Below are 21,215 nucleotides of genomic sequence, written 5' to 3'. Positions count from 1 at the left end.
ATTGATCCATGCAGTGCGACTGCATCTGCGCACCACCGATCTTTCCTAGGATAACACCCCATTCTATAGTTTGTCAACGCCATGGTGTTCTTTTGTATATCCCATATTTTATCTGTATGCGCTGCAGTTTTTCGATCACGGTATGACCAAACAGCAAAATGCAAAGAGCCGTTGTTCCGGCGTGGGTAAGATCATACGGAACGCCCGCTGCATAGACCATTAGCAATTCTTCCTTCGTGAGTGCACTGTTTTGCGGACTCATTGCATGATCCATTAACCACGCTGCAAAATTCATAATGCCACCGTACACAACAAACACTGTGATAAATGCCATAACTGCCAATCCTAACACAAAGCGCATCGGGTTATGAAAGCGTTTTCCCCGCGAATAAATAACGCCAAAACAGATCCCTAGCAGTCCCCACGTCAACATCTGCCACGGGGTCCAAGGCCCCTGTCCGTCAAAAAAGTTGCACAGCAGTCTGCTTAAAGCACCAACCATAAAGCCAGCCTCCGGGCCTAAACACGTTCCCGTCAAAATGACAAATGCCGTTCCGGCATGGAGTGGGATCGTATGACTGCACAGCTCGTTGACACTGACGCAGAGTGCCGTCATAATGGCAAGCGTCACGATCTCTCTTGCCTGCGGTCTTCTGTATTCAAAGACAAAAAACATTGGCAGCAGACCGCCGACCAAGACGACAGCACTAAGCAGCATATAATGCTTTGTTACTAAAGCAGTAGTCCCTGCAACAGCCAGACACGCCAGCAAGCTGAGCACTACACCGAGCAAAATCCATTGCCGCTTATTCTGCGCTTTTTCCACCTGCTTGAGGTCAAATTTTCTCCGATACGAAACATCCCGTGCCTTTCGCATCACGCATCCTCCTTTTCGTTAGCAAACAACCGCTGTACGGCAGGCGTATAAAAATAATTGTCCGCAAAAAAACAGTTGGCAGCATCCGCTCCGATCAAGTTCCCATCAAATAATAAAGCACAGTCTGTAGCATAATCTGCACAAAATTCTACATCATGCGACACGATCACGACTGTCACTCCGGTTGCCACAATTTTTTGAATATACTGTCCCAATTTCTCCTTTAAGGCAGCATCCAATCCCTTCGTCGGCTCATCCAGTAATAAGATCTCCGGTTTGGTAAGCAGTGCCTTCGCAACCGCAAGCCTCTGCATTTGACCACCACTCAAGTCATAAGGATGTCTCTGCCGCACCTCACAAAGTTCCACAAAACGTAACATTTGCTCTACAGTCTCGATAACTTCTGCTTCTCTGCTACCTCTGCGGTACAAAAACTCTGTCAGTTCCTCTTCTACCGTTGTCTCCGAAAAGACTGCTTTTGGATTTTGCGGCAGATACGTACATTTCGCCTTTGTGATCACCCTGCCCCGCTGTGGCTTATATATGCCGGCCATCACTTTGAGTGCTGTGCTCTTGCCGGAGCCATTGCTGCCCATAATGCAATAGATACTGCCCATTGGCAGCTTCCAGTCAAAGTCACGGAGAACCGGCTTTCCCTTTTCATATCCATACGATACCTGACTTGCATGAAGGATCGTCGTTCTGTCTTCCCGTTGTATATCCGGCTTCTCGATGTCCGCGTTACTGAAATACTCCGAAACAAATATTTCCGGTGCCATTTTTGTTATTCTTTCTACAATTGTCTCCAAGCTTACTTCGGAATGTGCTTTCAAATAGTCTCGCAGCCATACTTTTCCCTCCCGCACAGTAAGCGGCAAGTCCCCAGACTCCCCACAACATAGTGCTGTTTTAGCCGCTATTGGCAACGCTGCATAAACCGGATCATGACGTTCTTTCAGCAAATGCCCTACTCTACGTGGTGTGGTATCTGTCACTGTACCGTCCTCCATCACGAAAACGCGGTCCGCTATCGGCAAAACACCGTCTAACCGCTGTTCCGATAAAAATATGGTCACCCCAAATTCTTCATGCAGCTTGGCTAATGTATCCAAAAAACGTCCTGCTTCCATGGGATCAAGCTGTGAGGTCGGCTCATCTAACACTAACAGCTTCGGCTGTACGACCATTGCTGCCGCTAACTGCACCAACTGCTTCTGTCCACCTGACAAGGCTGCCGTACGCTTCCGAAATAGCGATTCTAACCCGAAATATTCCGCCATCTCCGCAGTCCGTCTCCGCATCTGTGGAACACTCATCCCCAGACTCTCCAATCCGAAAGCAAGTTCCTGCCATACATAATCTGTCACCATATTGTGTTCCGGATCCTGGCCGACATAGGCGATCTGCGATGCCGCGACCCGGTCATCCATCGTTTCAATATCAGCCCCCGCAAAATACATCGATCCGCTCCCAATCCCTATCGGTATCTGGCTTTTGATCATATGTTTTAACAAGGTCGTCTTACCGCTGCCGGATGCCCCGCAAAGAACAATAAATTCGCCCTTTTGCACCTGAAAAGATACCTCCTTAAGTACCTGTTCTTTACTTGTCGGATATCGAAACGACACATTTGCAAACTCCATAACTGCCATCACATCTCACCTTCTCTCGTTTCCCTTGCTTTTCGTTCATGATAAGGAACACCATAGGTCTGCTCTAAATACTGCGCCATCGCTATGTTAGCATCCGTATTCCCCTGCTTTCGCTCCTCCAAAGAACGAACCATCCACTGCCACACATCATATACAAGTGGCAGCATTGCCAGCAATCCAAAACCAGCCGGCAGCAAATACATCTGACCAAGCGGTGCATATCGGATCACCGGATAATACTGGCAGGATGCTTTCTGACGAAGAAACTGGCCGATAATAACAGCCGTAAGACCTGTAAAAACCACGAGCATGACTGCATCCCGCTTCCGAAAGTGAAACAAATGAAACGAAGATCTCCTGCCGATCCCATAGCCTCTCGTTTCCATCGCTGTCGATGTCTCTATCGAATCCTCTAACGACCACGACAAAAGCACCGAGAGCCGCCGAAGCACACTGCTCCCGGATCCCATCCCGCGTTCCCCGGCACGAATCTGATCCATTCTGCGCTCCAATAATGGCAGATATCGAAGTGTCATCGTGATCACCAGCGAAACAGCAGGGAAAAAACGCCCGATCAGATACATGATCTTCTCTGCCCCAAAGAGTTCATTCCATACATAAAACCATTGTAGTACCGCCAGCAACAGCAATGTCATCATTCCGCCAAACAAAATGTTTTCCCGGGTCACTGCCATGTCGTTGATGTAAAACAATGGCGTTGCACCGTTATGTCGAAATAGCGGCAGGATTCCCATAGTAAACACTGCCACACCCAGTCCGGTCATTACACTTCTTTTCCACACGACGCGCCCACACAAAAAAAGAGAATATACTAAGGAGATCACAAAGGACGTCACGATCATTACAGGATGCATTGTAGACATTGTCACAGCAAGTACTGCTGCCAAATATCCAAATATCACCCACGGATGAAATGATTCAAACGCTGACCTTTGCATTCTTCCTCCTTACTACATTCTCTTTCCTATTTCCTACTCGACCTTTCCGGTACAAGTATACAGCCATTCGATATGATCTCCAGCTTTGACTGAATAATTGGAAGCCCCATAATTAGGCAGCTTGCCATTTACCCGGTACAGCCAGCCACTCATATCGCCGGCTTCCTTTTCATATAAATATCCGATGCCCCGAATATACTCTGTCGAAAACATCGTACTATACTCTGCATCAAGCGCAATATTTTTCGCCTTGCACACCTTCTGTAAGATCGAATATACCGTATCGGATGCCGTGATATTTACCGTTGTCTTCTTAAGAAACAGACCGTTCTCCGGCATCTTGGCCTTTACTTTATCCGATAACGAATCCCAATGCTTCCGTAAACTGTCACAGCGGATCGTTATCGTACAGGTAAGTGCTGCAGGTTTTGCTGTCGCTTTCTGCGCAGCGGATGGCTTCTTCGTTGCTTTCGGTACCGACGATGACCGCTTCGTTTTGGTCGACGGCTTCCCGGTCGCTTTCCGTGCCTTCAACGGCTTTGTCGTCCTCTTTACAGACGGTTTTTGTTTCGCAGAAGGCTGTGGCGAAACGGTGTTATCCGTCCCCGGCGTACGTTGCGGCGATTTCTTCACCGTTTTAGGCTTTGTCGTCTGTTTCCCCGGTTCTGACGTTGACGTTCTTCCCGGTGCCTCAGATGCACCGACCTCGTCCGGTGGCTCCGTCTCTGATACAGTGCCGTTGTCTGTCTGCGTCTTATCCGGCGTAGCAAACAGATCATTTGCTAACTGCTTCTGCTCTTGTTTGTACTGACCAACCGAACGGATCCGCACACCGGATAACGTGATCCCAAGCAGTACCAAGATCACAAGGCCTGTGACTATTTTCTTGATTCTGCGCTTATCGCCCTTCATTAGGACTTACTCCTCTCCCAACGTCCGGAAGCACCACACGGCAATACCAGCCCATTGCTGCTTACCGGCAATCCGATCTCCTGTGCATCCACATGACCACCAAACTTTGGCATCAGCGCAGTATTCATCATATAAGACAATACCGCCGGCTGTAATCCGGTCGTATAGGAATTGATCAGGAAAAACAACGGATCCTTACTTAACACTTTTGTACACAATTCCACAAATGGAAAAATCTTTTCTTCGATCTTCCATATCTCGCCCTTAGGCCCTCTTCCATAAGAAGGCGGATCCATAATAATTCCATCGTAATGATTGCCACGGCGGATCTCACGCTCCACAAATTTCACGCAGTCATCTACCAGCCAGCGGATCGGCTTGTCCGATAAACCGGACAGTGCTGCGTTGTCCTTAGCCCAAGCGACCATTCCTTTGGACGCATCCACATGTGTCACAGAAGCTCCTGCTGCCGCTGCTGCAAGCGTTGCTCCACCTGTATAAGCAAATAAATTTAATACCTTGATCGGTCTGTTGGCCTGACGGATCTTGTCACCAAACCAATCCCAGTTCACTGCCTGCTCCGGAAAAAGCCCCGTGTGCTTAAACTGAAATGGCTGTAAATGAAACGCAAGTTCTCCATAATGGATCTTCCATGTCTTCGGGAGATCAAAGAACTCCCATTCACCGCCGCCACGATTGCTGCGATGATAATGTCCGTTCTTTTGCTTCCAACGCGGCTCTTTATGTGGCGTATTCCAAATAACCTGTGGATCCGGACGCACTAAAATATAATCACCCCAGCGCTCCAGCTTCTCTCCATTTGAAGTATCAATAACTTCATAATCTTTCCAACGGTCTGCAATCCACATATTATCCCTCCAGACTCTGTTCTGCCTGCTTCAGTGCATCCAAAATAAACTTCGTAGAACTCTCTACATAGCCTTTGCGCAGCTCTTCCACCGGCGCAAAATCAATATTGTCGGCAATGCACTTATGTCCATCAAAACAGTCTTCAATACGACGATCCGAAAGTCCAAACATTTCCATGACAGACAAAATTTTGTCGCCGTTACGCTTTCCGACAAAAAACTGCTTGTGGAATAAGATGGAGAAACAGGTTGCATGGAAAGAATTGGTGAAAATATACTCTGCTTCATCCATATAACCAAGCCACTCCTCGATACCAATATCATAAACTACTTTATGTCGTGTTCCTGCCGGAATTTTGGCATCTGCCAGATTCTCGCTAAGTTCGATCACTTCCAGATCATGCTCTTTGGCAAAATCGACCGCAAGCTCGATCAATGGGATCGCACTTTCCATAACAACATAGAGCAGTACATAGCCTTTCTTTCTCTTTGGCCGCTGAATGATCGGCTCATAAAAGCTCTTGTCATGAAGCAATACCGGATCTAACACATGCGTTGTCTCGATACCGGAAATCCGCTTAATATACTCCCCAAAACTTTTCTCGCGGATCGATATATTTTGAAACTGTGAAATGTACTCAATAAAGGTTTTACGCTTGTCCTCTTCCAGCTCTACTACCGGACCACGGCTAGCCGCATATGCGATCTTGTATTTGCCTTTCATCGAATCGCAGGCTAAGAAAAATCCTCTGTCAAATCCGGCTTTCTTATTACATTTCCAAATAACATCTGTCGCACAGATATAACAGTCCAGTCCCAAATCGTTTGTATCGAGTGTATTCTCGTTGTAGCACTCGTCCGTTGTAATATAATACTTGTCGATAAAACGCTGAAATTTATCAAAACGGATCTGACGCGGAATAAACAGCTTAAGCCATTTTTTCAATGCTGCACGCTGTTTCTTTTTATTTTTCATCGGATGAGACAACTGGTAAAACAGTGGGTGTCTCGGATTATATTGTCCATAATAGTTTGGTTTATAATCAATGATCACACTGTCATATCCATGCATTTTCAAAAACTGCTGAAATGCATAAGAATGCAGCGGTGACGCAAAATTCAATACTTTTGTATGCGCATTGATCGAAATAATTCCTATCTTCATAATAGTAGTAGTCCTCCATTAACTTCTTAGGGCAAACGCCCAGTTTGAGGGTATCATATTTCACCTGTCAAGTCAATCTGCCTGTGTGAGGCGTTGTTTACAAGTAAAATAGCCATCAAGTGCCATTAATATCATCATCGGCAAAAATGTGATCACATAGCGGCTGTTACATTCCCACAATATCTGAAACAAGGCAATACCGATCATCGCGATCCTGCCGATCATCATCGGATCCTGCCTGCCCCGGTGTCCCAATGCCAATAACCCTGACAATACAATACCAAAAAACAAGATCACATAATAGGTCCATGTATAGATCAGGCAATACGAGTGTGACGTTCCATTCCATTTCATAATCTGTACCAAAGGACACTCCGGCAAATACGGCATACGGAACAAATAGTCATCCCCTGCAAAACAGCTGTCCCCCCAGGTGCGAGGCATTTTATCGAAAAAGATAAAATGTATGTAATCAGCTGCACCAAAACAGCGAAGTCTTGCAAGTATAACGCGGATATTTTCCTCCGTGCGTTCTTTTTTTGTCTCAAAGGTCGCCGTATATGCAACATCTTCCTGCATATAGCCACCATCGCTTTTTTCGTTTAATCCCATCATGATCCAGTGCGTCAATGGGTACTCCCACTCATCTTTTATTGCATCTGTAATTCCAAAACAGCCCTCTGCATATTGATCTGAATACACTCCAATGCATTGAATCACGCCACCCAACGTCAGGCTCATCATTAATAACAGTATACATTTCTGATACCAGCGCTCTTTCTGTAAAAATAATGCGATCACTATGGCTAAAAAAACAATAAATGGAATAACTTTGATATGATAGGTAACCCCTGCCACAATACCAAGTAAGATGCCTAGCCATAGTTTCCGATAAAAACGATGACTTTTATAAATACAGATTCCCAGATATAACTGTATCGTCAGTAACAACATCCCCGGCGTATCTGTATATAAAAACTGTGCGTACATATATAACGGCAGGCAGCCGGCCGCCAGCATTCCTGCGATGCACGCTCTGCGTTTTCCCCACACTTTCTTAGCTATCAGATAGATCATCCCGATCGATAGCCATACAAATATACAACTGATCACAATGGATATTTCTTGAAAATCAACAAAGTTGGCATCCGGCAGAGCAAAACGAATCCATTGAAATAACGTTACCATACAAATCAGGCAAAGTTGATTATTGGTATAACGTGCATAATATTCTTTTGCATCTAACGTCCCTTTCAACACATACTCTGATGCCGATTCCAGCACCTGCCCCCAATCCCAAGATGGTGCCACTTCACACAAAAAGGAAAACGCGATCAAAAACACCAAACACGCCCCATATACAATATACCAAAGCACCGAACACCATTCTTCTTTCAATATTCTCTTCTTTTTCGTAATGTATATAATAAACAATGCTACAAATATTGGAAGGATCCATACCATGCGAAAAGACCACGTAAACATAGACCCCATTACTACAATTAACAGGATTCCAAATAATAACACATATAAAATATTACATAGTTTCTCTACATGATGCATCGCGTTCTCCATTCTTTTATAACACTTATTAAGTTCTCTGCATTTTTATAATGATCGTGTCCTCATATAATCTGCGTATCATGTTAACATATTCATCCCTTTTTTTCAACGATACGCCTATTATGATATTTGAATGAACGCCGACGTAATCTCTATCTATATTTGACATAATATTTGCATTCTGCTACCATTATCGAAGTGTGTATTCATATTTAATCATATATTTGCGCACGCTTTCTGCGCATAACGCATAATTAATATTGCTAAGGAGATAACGATTATGAAAAAAAAGTGGCAGCAACTGTCGATTTTCCTGCTGGATCATTCATTTATTATACTGTTTATTATAACAGGGCTCGTATTTTTGGGCTTTAACCTTTTCACCCCGTACGTTGCTGATGACTATACTTATATGGGTGGCAAATCTCTGCTTGATATGCTTCACAAGGAATATATGCAATACATGAATATGAACGGACGCTCTGTCGCTCATTTTTTGGCACGCGTATTTCTCTCTCAAAACAAAATACTATTTGACGTTATAAATACAGGAATGTTTTTGTGGCTTACGTACTGCATTTATCTGCATGCTAACGGAACAAAACATACACGAGTTTCCAAAAACATTTCCGCACTGACTTACTTATTTATTCCCTGCAGCATTTGGCTTTTTGTTGATGTGATCGGACAGACATGTCTATGGCTTGTCGGTACATGCAACTATATGTGGGGGGCTGTCTGGATCATCACTTTGCTATTACCGTACAGCCTGTATTTTATTCATGGTCAAAACACATGTCAACATTGGTATCAACAGATCCCGCTTATACTATTAGCCGTTGTTGCCGGTTGGAGCAGTGAAAACACTTCCGGTGCATTGATCATGATCATGCTTGGATGGATTGTCTATGCTCTTTTTACCAAGACCAAATTAAAAGCATGGATGTTTGAAGGTCTGATCGGTACGCTGATTGGTTATGCATTATTAATCTTTTCGCCCGGTCATTCCGTTCGAATGAATGACCCGCAATATGCGATGAGTGTTGTCGATGACCGAAACCCTTTATTGATCATTGCGGAGCGATTTGCTAACGCAACAAAGTTTTTATTTACAAAACAGATCGTTCTCATCTTGTTACTTGCTTTCTTTATCATACTGCATATTTATCAAAAGAAAGCAAAAGAGCTTATTTACTCTGAGATTCTCTTCGGATTAGCTGCATTTGCCTGTGAATATGCACTGATCCTTTCTCCGGGACGTCAAACTGACCGTGTTACATTCGGTGTGACAATATTGTTGGTAATTGCATGCTCCATCGGACTTGCAGGCACGGCTTACGACCGCAAAGAGCTGCATTTTGCCCGCAGTGCCGGTATGACAGTATTGCTGCTATTTACATTCTATCAAGGTGTAAACGGTGCCTATGATGTCGTAACCAGTTATAAATCAGCCACTGACCGCGTCAATTATGTAGAAACTCAGGTTGCCAAAGGTGCGAAACAGGTTGTTGTTCCATACATCACTCCAGAACCGGCAACCAAGTACTCTGCACAATATATGTTATGCGATCTGTCAGAATTCCCGACTTTTTGGACTAATCGGGTTTTTGCGGAACATTATAAATTAGATTCGGTCAAAGCAGTGAAGCAGGAACGCTTTGATCTTATCTATAAAAATACAGAAAGACGTTTCACGAAATGCTCTGACTTTACCGAATACCTGCGGGCAATCCGTAAAAAAGGATACACTGCATTTTTGTCTGTACACGATGATGGTTCACAGTTTCTTAATCGCACAGATAAAAAAATACTCAAAAAATGCGGCATATCAAAAACACCGACATTTCGTCAGTCATTCCTTGCCGTAATTGATGATGGCAAAGCGCTATACTCAAATACCGGAACGGAAAAGCTCTCTTATAACTGCACGATTGACGCTAAACAGTTCTCATTGCTCAGTCAGGGAAAGTACAATACTATCGATGCTGACTGCAGCATTAAAATGAACAATCAGGAGCTGACTTCTCCTGCCGGCGGAATGCACGTTATCGTTTATAACAAAAAGAAACACTGTCTTGTCGACAGTGTAACCTTTACATTATGGTGCGATCGCAATTTTATCCGCTAAGCAGACGTGATCGCCATTCTATTCGCTGAGGATCATTCTTAATGATCCTCAGTTGTTTCTCTAACAATATAACGTGGTCTATGCTTAACCTCTTCATATATTTTAGCTATATAATATCCTATAATTCCAAGGCCAAACATCAATACACTTCCAATAAATAACAGCAAAATAATAACCGTTGTGAATCCCTCCAAAGAGTATCCCATAAACCATTTCACGATAGAATATATTGAAAAAATAAGAGAGAATATAAACACAACAATTCCACATCCCATAACAATCTGCATTGGTGCCGTTGAAAACGATGTGACATTATTGATGGCATAACGAAACAGGGATGCAAAGGACCACTTTGACTCTCCCTGAGCACGCTCCTGTACATTAAATTCTACACTCGTTGTCTTAAATCCCACCCAGGAGGACAATGCTCTGAAAAAAACATGTCTCTCCGGCAGTGCAATAAAGGCATCTACCGCCTTGCGATCAAGCAATTTGAAATCAGAGGCTCTGGACATATCAATTCCTGTGGACTCACTCATCATGCCATAAAACATTTTAACAAATATTTTATGTATAAAGCTTTCCTTACCACGATCTGCTTTGACACCCTCAATGACCTCATATCCACGCTCCCACAGATGATACATCTCTATGATCGTCTCCGGTGGATGCTGCAGATCACAGTCCATAACGACACAGCAGTCTCCTTTCGCATATTCCAAACCGGCAAATACTGCGCCTTCTTTTCCAAAGTTCCTTGAGAAACATACCCCGCATACTTTCTCATTATTCCGGTGTGCCTTTTGAATTTCATCCCATGTCGCATCTTTTGATCCGTCATTCACAAATACGATTTCATAATCTATACTGTGTTTTTCCATGATGTCTGCGACAACCGAAGCCGTATTTTGGATCAATGCACCTTCATTGTATGCCGGTATTATAATTGATAATAAACTCATCCTATACCTCTAGCCCTTTCTTAATCTGCAAACTTATGACAGTTTCAAAACCTCTATTAAGCCTCATCCTTCTTAAATACGATAAACCGCTGACCAAAATAGTTCAATACAACAAACAATCCCATACCGACAAACATTGCCAGATTTTCCTGTATGCTTTTAGATGCGCCGCTTAATACCATGCGCACCAGCGGCTTGGCAACGCCATATGCTGCCAGATAACAGATGGAAATATTGATAACAAACTTAATGACCATCGCAAATGATTTCTCATTATTCTGAAATGTAAAATACTTGTTCAAAACGTAGCTTACAATACTACCAATGATGTAATTCGATGCTGATGAGATCCAATAACTTGCATGCAGTAAATTATACATCAAAAACATAACACCGGTACCAACAAGTGTATTCACTATTCCAACCAAAATAAATTTTATCGTTGTCTTGTCGATCAGTTTCATCTCAGACCTCCTAGAATCTAAAGTAAATAAACGGATTGTACGTGGAATTGACCAAATACAATACACTAACATAAAACAGCGCTAACAGTACCGCATATCCTGCTGCAGCACATGCCCATTTGCAGATGCGGTTCTTTTGTATCCGCTTGTAGACTGCTGCCTTCAGAACACGATATATCGGCATGGAAAGAATCACACCAAGTACAAGATAAACACCATACTGTACTGCATACATATACAGCAATGACATTCCCTCGCTCGTAACATTACCTGAGAACAATGCCTTAAACCAAGTCACACACTGAGATAATCCAGAATCGCAACGGAACAATACCCAGCCAAGTGTCACAACAAACATGGTATATATATGCTGGAATACACGCGGTATCTTCGCAAGCCATTTTCCAAGGAATAACTTTTCAATCGCCTGAAACACAAAATAATACATTCCCCACAAAATAAAGTTCCACTCTGCGCCATGCCATATGCCGGTAAGTGTCCATATAATGAACATGTTCACATACATCCGAGGCATCCCCTTGCGGTTACCACCGAGCGGAATATATACATAGTCACGGAACCACGTAGTTAATGAAATATGCCAGCGCCGCCAAAAGTCACCAACCGATTTTGCGATATATGGGAAGTTAAAGTTTTCCTCAAAATGAAACCCAAAGACACGTCCCAGACCGATCGCCATATCCGAATACGCCGAAAAATCAAAGTAAATCTGCAGCGTATAGGCAATTGCTCCAAGCCAGGCAAGCGGCATATCAATACTATTCATTTCAAAAATTTTATCTGCCAATGCCCCTACATTATTTGCAATAATGATCTTCTTTGCAAAACCAAGTATAAACCGTTCCAGTCCGTCTGCAACATCCTCCATATGTATCTGTCGATGTGCAATTTCATTTTCTACGGTTTTGTAGCGGACGATCGGACCTGCTACAAGCTGCGGAAACAGCGATACATACAACATAACGTAAAACGGATTTTTCTGTGCTGCAACATCACCACGATATACATCAATGACATAACTCATCGCCTGAAACGTAAAGAACGATATACCGATCGGCAATACGATTGTCGCAATTTTAATATCATTTTTGATGAAATGATTGATGTTTTCAATAAAGAAATTCGTGTATTTGTAATAACCGAGCACCCCCAGATTTACGACCACTGAAAACACGACAAACAGCTTACGTATTTTCTGTGTCTTGATCTGCGCGATCGCAATTGCAAATACATAATCCGACATAACCACTGCTAACATAAGCAGCAAATAATTAACTCCGCCCCAGCCATAAAAGATCAGACTAAATATCAATAATATATAATTACGGTATTTGGGTTCCGCCAAAAAATATAAAAATAACAACAGCGGCATAAATCCAAAAACGAACACAGCACTACTAAAAACCATACTATTCCTTTCCTGCCTTATTGCTTAATCCCAAATGTTGACGAAATGTCTCATAGGAAAAATGAGCATCTGATTGATTTGGTATATAGATCACATAATCCGGAGATTGCTTTGCTGCTTCTTGTGCCAAAGTACCGGACTTCGTATTATAGCGATAATCGTACGATATCATCTCTCTGCAGCTTGGAATGATCATCGCTTCCAATGCATTCGTATAGGAACTTCCGCTGATCATGATCTTAGCGGCATCCTTCTGAGGTGTCGTAATATCAGTATACGCATAATCGCCACCCATAAACGCACTGGCATAAGTGTCTCCTTTGCCAAAAAGCGGTGCCTTACTGTTTAGCCGTTTATATTTTAGTTTCCATTTTGGTCGAAGAGTAATCTCTTCTTTACCGGCTGACACTACATATCCAATCTTACGGTTAAAGGATCCGGCAACTACCTTTTGCTTGATTCGATAGTCTGACAATGACTTTGTCTGGGTTGCCGGGAACTGCTGTTTCACATATTTCATGACTTCATCATAAACAAGCTGCGTACCATTTGCATTTACATGATGATCTGTCTTGTAATACAGTAATCCATCTCCATCATATTTTTGAAACAGCTCATTTGCATCGATGAATATCACATCGTCCGACAATTCTTGCCGAAGTATACGAATATATCGTTGATAATCTTTCGTAGAATCCGGATAATAACTCGGCAGATACTGTTTAGCACCTACATCTTTACGTGGATAATTGATAAAAAGAAACTTTGCGCCATTTTTTGTGATCTTGGCAGCTTCTTTATTCACAACCTTAGCGATTTTCTTTACTTCGTGATCAAATGCCGCATAGTCATTGATCACCTGCGGTTGTTCAAATAATTGATTGTCTTTTCCAATAGAAACTGAACCGGCATACTTCATATGAAGCTTATTTACTGTCAGATCATAATATTGGTGGATTTTGTTCTCGCGACTGCTAAGCTGATCCGAAAACGCATTCTCAACCTCAGAAAGATATGAATCTTTCGTCATTTCCGAATAATCCAGATCCGGAAATTGAGTCAAACTCCTGCCCTCTGTCAGACTTTTCGCCTCTTTGCCTGCTATCGTCTTAAGCCCTGTGAACCCGATAAACGCCACAAAACATCCAATAAATAGTATTTTTATCCACTTCATTCGTGCGATCCTCTTTTCCTCGCTTTCTCGCTTTCTTCTATATTGATCAAACTGTTGCTGCTGCGCACTTTATGCGTCATATCTCTATTTTATCAAATAGTATAAGATGCCCTTTTTACGCTTCTTTATTCTGATCAATCGCTAAAATTGCCTCATATACTCGTTTGCAATTATCTGTATCTGTCTTGTAATAGAAGTTGTCTACTCTCTTCTTATACTCTTCCGACATTTCACAATCACGTTTGATCGCATCAATGATCGACTGCACAGTCGTCTCATAATCATAGCATACCGGACCAAAACCATCCGTTTCATAATTGAAATAGCCTTCATCGTATGTTTGTCCCTCAAAGAAGGCTTCGCGGTCAAACTGCGCATACACCAGACTTTTCTTCATATAAGCAAAATCAAATGCCACACTTGAATAGTCTGTAACCATTAATGCATTCTCCACAAATTCTTTTTGATAGTTCAATGCACCTTCATGAATCTGAATCACATCATTGCCATGATAATCGCCAATCTGCTCCATATGATTTACATGCAGACAGAATTTACCGGTGTATCCATGCTCTCGCATACAGTCAAGCAAACGTTCGTCTTGAATCAATCGATCATAAAACTTAAAGAAGGCAGAGTTCTTAAATGTATCGTTGTAAATGCGCTGCCCTGTCTTTTGATCAATAGAGTTTGCAAGCTGCTTTCTCCAGGTTGGCAGTATGATGATCTGCTTCTTTGTTTTATCAGCCACAAGATTGTCAAACCTTGGAAAACCGGTCAACTTAACTTCCTTGTCTGTATAAAAATAATTGCCATCCACAATGGATTGATACTCTGGTTTCGCTGCCGTCACAAATAGGCTGATGTTCTTGTTAAAACGGTTCACCCACCCGGACAGATCATCCTTCGTCAGTCCATGCTGTAAGAATACAAAATCAAATCGGAAGAGGTTTTTCAAGTAATCTCTCTTCACACCAAAGGCATTGATCACATACTCATCAATATGTGCAGATATGATCTTATCCGCTGACAAAAAATACATGCAATATCGAAATGAACCATGTGGCACTACCTTTCCTATCTGTTTCATGCGTTCATAATCACTGCATTTCTTGGAAATATCAAAATAAACATCAACATTTCCGGTGTCAATCCGGTTCAGGTATTGAAACAGTGCTTCCCCGTTGTCTCGTGCCAAATTGATTCGATCTGACAACAACCAAATCTTTTTGTTGCTGTGGATTTTACGAAATACTCTTGTCGCATAACGATAAAAGCATTCTTTAAAATATCCTTTTTTTACCAGTTCCAAACAATATCTCCGCTCACATTTACGATAGCGTTTTCTTGTTTTTTTCTGAACATATATGGTCTTTCCCTTGGCACGCAGGATATGGCGATCGTATAAACCATACGAAGAATCCATCGCATGCGTTAATTGGCAAAACTTACCATAACCGATCATCATATAACATCTTTCACCGTTTTTGTATTCAAATACGGCACGAAGCCTTCTGACTCCGGCTAACGGTATGGATACGTGATATCCTCTAACGTCACCATAATCGCCTAACAAACCATGTCTTGTTCGAAATGGTAGTGGATAATATGTCGGATAATACTCTGTTCCATTTTGATCCTCAAACAAAATTTTATAATCATCCTCATATATCCAAAAATCTGCCTGACCGGTAATTTCCAGTACATTATCCTTAATATCTACAAAGTCTAATGTCAAAAAACGTCGTCTTGCCATATGCGTTAACCGCTGTCCATGAAAACAAACCAAACCGCCATCAAACGTTATTTCATCCCGGCAATCCTTTTGGTATTTTAATTGATAAGCAAGCAGGTAATGCAGACTTAGGCAATTTTTCTGAGTAGCGATCATATCATCGTCAATATCTTGCAAAATAACGTGAAGAAGCTCCAAATACTGTTTCTTCTCCTCCTCTGTCAACACACCTGACGGCACAACAGTACGCAGCCGCCATTTCATATCATACATAATGAGATACTGTACATATTTGATCGGCTTGCCAAATTTTTCTTTGGACATTTCAAGAAGATGTTGAAACACAAGTTTTTCTGTGTCAAAATACCATGTCTTCTGGGAAATTGTGTTTTGCATTGCGGATGTTCCGGTATTACGCATACGGTAATAATATACGCAATCTCGAATAACGCCATATTTACACTTGTCAAATAATATGGTATTGATCAAAAGACAGTCCTCTCCATAACGGATTCGAGAATCAAATTGTCGTCCTTTTAATGCCTCAGCGCGAACAAATGTTGTCGCCATACTTAGCTGTATATATTCATGATCTTTCTGAATATCCACAAGTTTGTCGTTATCAAATTTATAATCCAATACATGGTAATTATCTTTCATTTCAAAATATTTGATACGGCCGGCAACAATATCAATCTCATTTCCGTATTTTTGAAAAAAGCGATACGCACGCTTAAAAGCAGTTTTTCCCCATTTGTCATCAGAATCCAAAAAATTGATAATTTCGCCTTCTGCATATTTTAATCCGTTATTTCTAGCGGCACTGACACCTGCATTTTTCTGTTCAACATATACAATGTTATCCGGATATTCCCTCTGATATTTCTCACATATTTTACCACTATCATCCGGACTTCCATCATTGACCAAAATGATCTGAATATTTTTCTTGAATCCAATCGTCTGATGTATAACAGATTGGATCGTCTCCTCCAAGTAATTCTCCACATTATATACCGGTATAATTACCGAAAATTTAAATCGACTGTTTTCCATATCCTCTTCTTTTCACTTTCTGTCACTACTCCCGCAGTGCGCATACTCCTTCCTGCTTGTCCTAATATTAACGAACGAAACGCAGGAAAACAACCGTTTTGTTCTCCTGCATTCCCTTTCAAACCAATAGTACCTTTTATTATAAAATATTTCTCTATATTTCGCAACTATTCACTATGATGCAAAATATGATCACTTTTTCTTACCGACCTTGCTGACCCGCGGTACGCTCTTGCCATATCGGTTGCTTGCCGTCACCTTAAACTTTGTACCCTTTTTAAGCTTTGGTATTTTTATAACAAACGTGCCATCTTTTTTCACCTTTCCCTTATACACCTTGCCGGCTACTGTCGCAGCAACTTTGGTCTTTGTGTTAGAAACCGTGGCAGCCTTATTCTTTGGTGCGCCGACCAAATTCACCTTGCCGACAACCTTTCCTTTGCCGGTTGGTGCACTTACAACAATCGGACTGTCTGGTGCTTTCTGTACCGGATGAACACGCAGCACCGGGCTTCCGCCTTTCACATTCACAACGTATACTTTCAAAGTGCCTGTGGAATTAGTTCTCGATATCTTTACAGTATAGCAGTAACGTTTTGATTTGGACTTATACTTTCCTTTGGTTGCCACATAACGTTTCTTGCCAATCTTTACAACTGCCTTTTTACATTTTTCATAGGCATACACTTTTACCTTCGTCGTCTTATTGCTGACATACGAAATCGTCGGTCTGATCGGCACCGCCTGATTTGTGATCACATGTGTCGACAAACTGCATCTGGATACCGCATCTACCGTGCGAAGCTCAACTTTTGTACCGGCCTTCAGCGTAGACGGCAGCGTCAACGTAAAGGATCCATTCTTGTTCAGTGCAATACGTCCCACTTTGACCTTGTTTTTCTTCTTGTAGAACGAAGACTTACGGTACAATGCCTTGACGTTCTGATTTGGTACATATACTGTTTTGTTGTTTACAAGGATCATTGGATAAGCATAACTGTCGTTTACCTTACCTGTTACCAGTTTGCTGTTCGTCTTAACTTTGTGAAGTGTCGGCTTATTCGGACCGGTTCGTTTTACGGTCACGATCGTACGTGCACTTGTCATTCCCTTACTGTCAACAACATATACAAAGATGCGTTTGCCGGCTCTCTGTGGCGGCATCTTGTAAGAGAACGTTCCACTCTTGGTTGCAACGGTAGAATAGGTTGCGCCCCCCTCAACCTTAAAATATACTCTGGCATAGGCTTCTGCCTTACCGGTAATCTTCGTCTTACGGTTTGTATAGCCATCTACTACCGGTGCCGACAACATACTCTTATTGATGTTGAGTATTTTGAGTACGACAACACTGTTATTACCTTTCTTATCAGTTGCGCAAATGGTAAAGGTTCCATTGCGGTCACAAGACCATACGTTACCGTTGATCTTTGATGCCGTCTTCCAAATTGCATTGTCTGCCGTATATTTGCCAGCCGCATAACGAACGGACGCAATTCCTGAAGAATCCGTCGCCTGAATCAATACCTGTACCTTTTTGTTCGTAACTCTCTCATCTTTCACAACAGCCGTCAGGCAAGGTCCTGTCGTATCCGTCGTAGACTTTTCGTTTGGATTTGCTACGTAATACCGAACATTACTATCGCCACCGATCGATGCTTTAATCCATCCCTTGCTGTCTAAATAGCGGGACGCCTTAGCACCACTCTGTACAATATAGTTATAGTTATCCGAGTATTTTACACTCCAGTTATTATCCTGCATCGGCTTGATCGTACCGCTGGCCATTTGTATCTTCTCGATAAAGGACTGAATATAGCTGCGATACAACGCCTTTTTGCTAATGGATAGTATTGTCGGCTTCATCGTCTTAAACAGATTGTTATCCGGCAATTTATTAGACAACACAATAAAGGAAGCCGTATTTGAAATATTTGCTCCGTTGCGCGTCAAGGATACGATACGATGGGTATCGTTGATCTTTTTGCCCGCTGCATCATAACGAGGTGCTACTGTCGTATCTATCTTGTACTCTAATCCATCAAATATAAAATACTGTGACCAATCCGTCAGATAATCATCCTGCATTACGAACTGAAACGGTTTGCTGGAATCATAGTTTAAGATATCTCCTAACGATGGCAGCCCCTTGGTCTGAAGCAAAGCATTTTTCTGCTGTAAACTACTTTGCGCTGCCGGTGCAGTATTTGTCTGAGACTCATATACCGCCGCCTGAGAAGATATCTCTTCCTCTCTGTCTGCCGTCCCCGCAGACACTGCTGATCCGGTTGCTACATCCGGTGATGCCGTCGGTTCTGCCGGTGATGTTGTCGGTTCTGCCGGTGCATTGTCTCCCAACAGATTTTTGCCGGCCTGCTCATAACCGCCTGCGGACCACTCCATCCATTCCCGGATCTGTGCGCCTGTCATCTTGTAGATATACAAGCCTGTCCGATAACTGACCAGATCATAAATATTTGCCTTCTTAAACTGATTTTGAATATCTATGTAATCCTCTCCATCGGACGATCCGTATTTTAGGTAAGTAGACGCCGCAACTACCGGGAGATTTTTGTATTGTGTCTTCGTATTATTGATGTATTGCAATCCATAACTGATCTTAATATTATTCAACAATTGGATTGCATCATTATCTTCCATCGTACCAAAATAATTTTGTAATTGTGTATCTGCCGCTACCTCACTGAGTATCTGGCTGCTATCAGCCATAAATGTTTTGGTCCAGTTCCCAAATGCTGCGTTGATCGTTGGATCTACCTCTGTAGAAGCATTAACTTTTCGGATCTGTGTAGACTTTCCTGTGATCGTCGGTTTGTTATTCTTCGTACCGATATTCAGATCAACCATACCAATGCTTGCTCCTCGGTTTTCAATCTGGACAAGCGGTTTGCCGTTCACAATACCCGTTGTCTTATTGACCCCCGGATAATCATCATATTTTGTTCCATTGGCATTCGGGAAATCTTTGTGAAGGTGACCGCAGAGTACCGCATCTACCCCACTGATCTTCGTCAGTGCATATCCCGTATTGGCATCTAACTCTGCCGGTTTCTGCTCTCCAATACCGGAGTGTGCCAGTACGACAATGATATCTGCACCTTTCTTTTGCAGGATCGGTACTTCCTTTTTGACATTTTTGACAATATCTTCTCCATTCAGCACTCCGGTGTAATTGGTCCGTTTCTTAGCTAAAGTGGGAACTGTCTCACCGATCAAACCTACCTTGACTGAGATTGTCTTACCGGACTCTGTTACCAGATTCTTAGTAATGATCTTATTCTCTGCCCAAATATGTGCTCCTGTATTGACATTTGTAACATTCGACAATACCACCTTGCCGGACATCCCGGTAGAAGACAACTGTTTTTGAATATAATCCAGTGTATAATCAAATTCATGATTTCCAAGTGTGATCGCATCGTATCCCATCTTGGCCATCGCAGTGTACATCGGCTGCTGTGCCGAACTATTTACATCGTATATGTAATCCGTTGTATAATCAAAGAGGACATCTCCCAGATCAAATAACAAAGAATTCTTTGCATTGACTTCTGCCTTCGCTTTCTTGATCAATGTTGCCGTTCTCGACAAACCACCCGTCGTGTAGACCTTGCCGGTCTCATAATCCTCTGTCGTCAACTGTCCATGCAGATCTGATGTAAAGATCATACGTAACTTTGCAGTATCATCTGCTGCACTCACGGAAACGGCTGGTGCAAGCCCCGCAAAACCGGACACCACCATAACACTCGACAATGCAACAGCCATCAACTTTTTACTCAAACCACCTAATCTCATATTCTCATGATACCTCCCAATCTATCTTCAAGACATCTATTTTCGCTCACCATTCTACCGCCAATATGTGTCAAAAAAATTAAAAAAATATCTCAAAATCAATAAATCTTTCCTTTTTTTCTCAATAACCCAAACTTCCCATCCCCAAGACATCCGCACGACCCCATATTGCTTATTATATCAATAATAAATATGATATTTTGCAACCGATAAACTAACTTATTCTGCCGTCAGCGAACTAAGATAATTGCCGCAGAACGCAGAGTTTTTGTGTGATTTCTTATTTTGTTAAGTCTCTGATGAATACATGCCTGACGGAATGTCTGAGATGTCCCGGTTTAGCAAGGTATCATCGATTTTTGGACGGGACGCTTTCGCTACGATGCGCTACGTCACGTTACTTAATGTCTCTGAAACACGAGACATAAGTAACGACGAGCGCAAAGTCCCT

Annotated in this window: 14 protein-coding genes; 1 reads left to right on the top strand and 13 read right to left on the bottom strand. The window is 42.4% G+C overall.

Annotated features, from left to right (window positions below):
- Positions 1 to 73: 73 nt before the first annotated feature.
- From DXB73_RS10285 to DXB73_RS10255, 7 genes are all read right to left on the bottom strand, one after another.
- On the bottom strand, positions 74 to 877 hold the full coding sequence (locus tag DXB73_RS10285) for an ECF transporter S component (RefSeq protein ID WP_118691066.1): 804 nt from the start codon (positions 875 to 877) through the stop codon (positions 74 to 76).
- A complete protein-coding gene (locus tag DXB73_RS10280) occupies positions 877 to 2,529 on the bottom strand; it encodes an ATP-binding cassette domain-containing protein (protein ID WP_118691065.1) in 1,653 nt (550 codons plus the stop codon). The genes DXB73_RS10285 and DXB73_RS10280 overlap by 1 nt, the downstream gene beginning before the upstream one ends.
- Positions 2,529 to 3,488, bottom strand: a complete 960-nt coding sequence (locus DXB73_RS10275; protein ID WP_118691064.1) for an energy-coupling factor transporter transmembrane component T — start codon at positions 3,486 to 3,488, stop codon at positions 2,529 to 2,531. The genes DXB73_RS10280 and DXB73_RS10275 overlap by 1 nt, the downstream gene beginning before the upstream one ends.
- A 33-nt stretch (positions 3,489 to 3,521) precedes the next feature.
- On the bottom strand, positions 3,522 to 4,400 hold the full coding sequence (locus tag DXB73_RS10270; RefSeq protein ID WP_118691063.1) for a DUF4430 domain-containing protein: 879 nt from the start codon (positions 4,398 to 4,400) through the stop codon (positions 3,522 to 3,524).
- On the bottom strand, positions 4,400 to 5,269 hold the full coding sequence (locus DXB73_RS10265) for a class I SAM-dependent methyltransferase (RefSeq protein ID WP_118691062.1): 870 nt from the start codon (positions 5,267 to 5,269) through the stop codon (positions 4,400 to 4,402). Before DXB73_RS10265 ends, DXB73_RS10270 begins: the two co-directional genes overlap by 1 nt.
- Position 5,270: 1 nt before the next feature.
- Positions 5,271 to 6,434: a polysaccharide pyruvyl transferase family protein gene (locus tag DXB73_RS10260; protein ID WP_022024857.1), complete on the bottom strand. Its 1,164-nt coding sequence runs from the start codon at positions 6,432 to 6,434 to the stop codon at positions 5,271 to 5,273.
- Between the two features lie 72 nt (positions 6,435 to 6,506).
- A complete protein-coding gene (locus DXB73_RS10255; protein ID WP_182448307.1) occupies positions 6,507 to 7,997 on the bottom strand; it encodes a glycosyltransferase family 39 protein in 1,491 nt (496 codons plus the stop codon).
- 280 nt (positions 7,998 to 8,277) lie between these two features.
- Between DXB73_RS10255 and DXB73_RS10250 the strand changes: the two genes are divergently transcribed.
- Positions 8,278 to 10,125: a DUF6056 family protein gene (locus DXB73_RS10250; protein WP_118691060.1), complete on the top strand. Its 1,848-nt coding sequence runs from the start codon at positions 8,278 to 8,280 to the stop codon at positions 10,123 to 10,125.
- Between the two features lie 38 nt (positions 10,126 to 10,163).
- Here the strand turns inward: DXB73_RS10250 and DXB73_RS10245 are convergent, their stop codons facing one another.
- The 6 genes from DXB73_RS10245 to DXB73_RS10220 form a co-directional block, all read right to left on the bottom strand.
- A complete protein-coding gene (locus tag DXB73_RS10245; protein ID WP_118691059.1) occupies positions 10,164 to 11,087 on the bottom strand; it encodes a glycosyltransferase family 2 protein in 924 nt (307 codons plus the stop codon).
- Between the two features lie 56 nt (positions 11,088 to 11,143).
- Positions 11,144 to 11,551, bottom strand: a complete 408-nt coding sequence (locus DXB73_RS10240) for a GtrA family protein (protein ID WP_118691058.1) — start codon at positions 11,549 to 11,551, stop codon at positions 11,144 to 11,146.
- 10 nt (positions 11,552 to 11,561) lie between these two features.
- Entirely contained in the window at positions 11,562 to 12,980 is a 1,419-nt protein-coding gene (locus DXB73_RS10235; RefSeq protein WP_118691057.1) for an MBOAT family O-acyltransferase, read from the bottom strand.
- Between the two features lies 1 nt (position 12,981).
- A complete protein-coding gene (locus DXB73_RS10230) occupies positions 12,982 to 14,154 on the bottom strand; it encodes a hypothetical protein (protein ID WP_118691056.1) in 1,173 nt (390 codons plus the stop codon).
- Positions 14,155 to 14,269: 115 nt separating this feature from the next.
- Complete coding sequence (locus tag DXB73_RS10225) at positions 14,270 to 16,945, bottom strand: CDP-glycerol glycerophosphotransferase family protein (protein ID WP_118691055.1); 2,676 nt, start codon at positions 16,943 to 16,945, stop codon at positions 14,270 to 14,272.
- A 192-nt stretch (positions 16,946 to 17,137) separates the two neighbouring features.
- Positions 17,138 to 20,764 (bottom strand): Ig-like domain-containing protein, encoded by a 3,627-nt coding sequence (locus tag DXB73_RS10220; protein ID WP_118691054.1) that lies wholly within the window; start codon positions 20,762 to 20,764, stop codon positions 17,138 to 17,140.
- Positions 20,765 to 21,215 lie beyond the last annotated feature (451 nt).

Source organism: Clostridium sp. OM05-6BH (genome assembly GCF_003481635.1).
In the GTDB taxonomy this organism is placed as follows: Bacteria; Bacillota; Clostridia; order Lachnospirales; family Lachnospiraceae; genus Butyribacter.
This window is presented reverse-complemented; position numbering and strand designations above follow the sequence as displayed.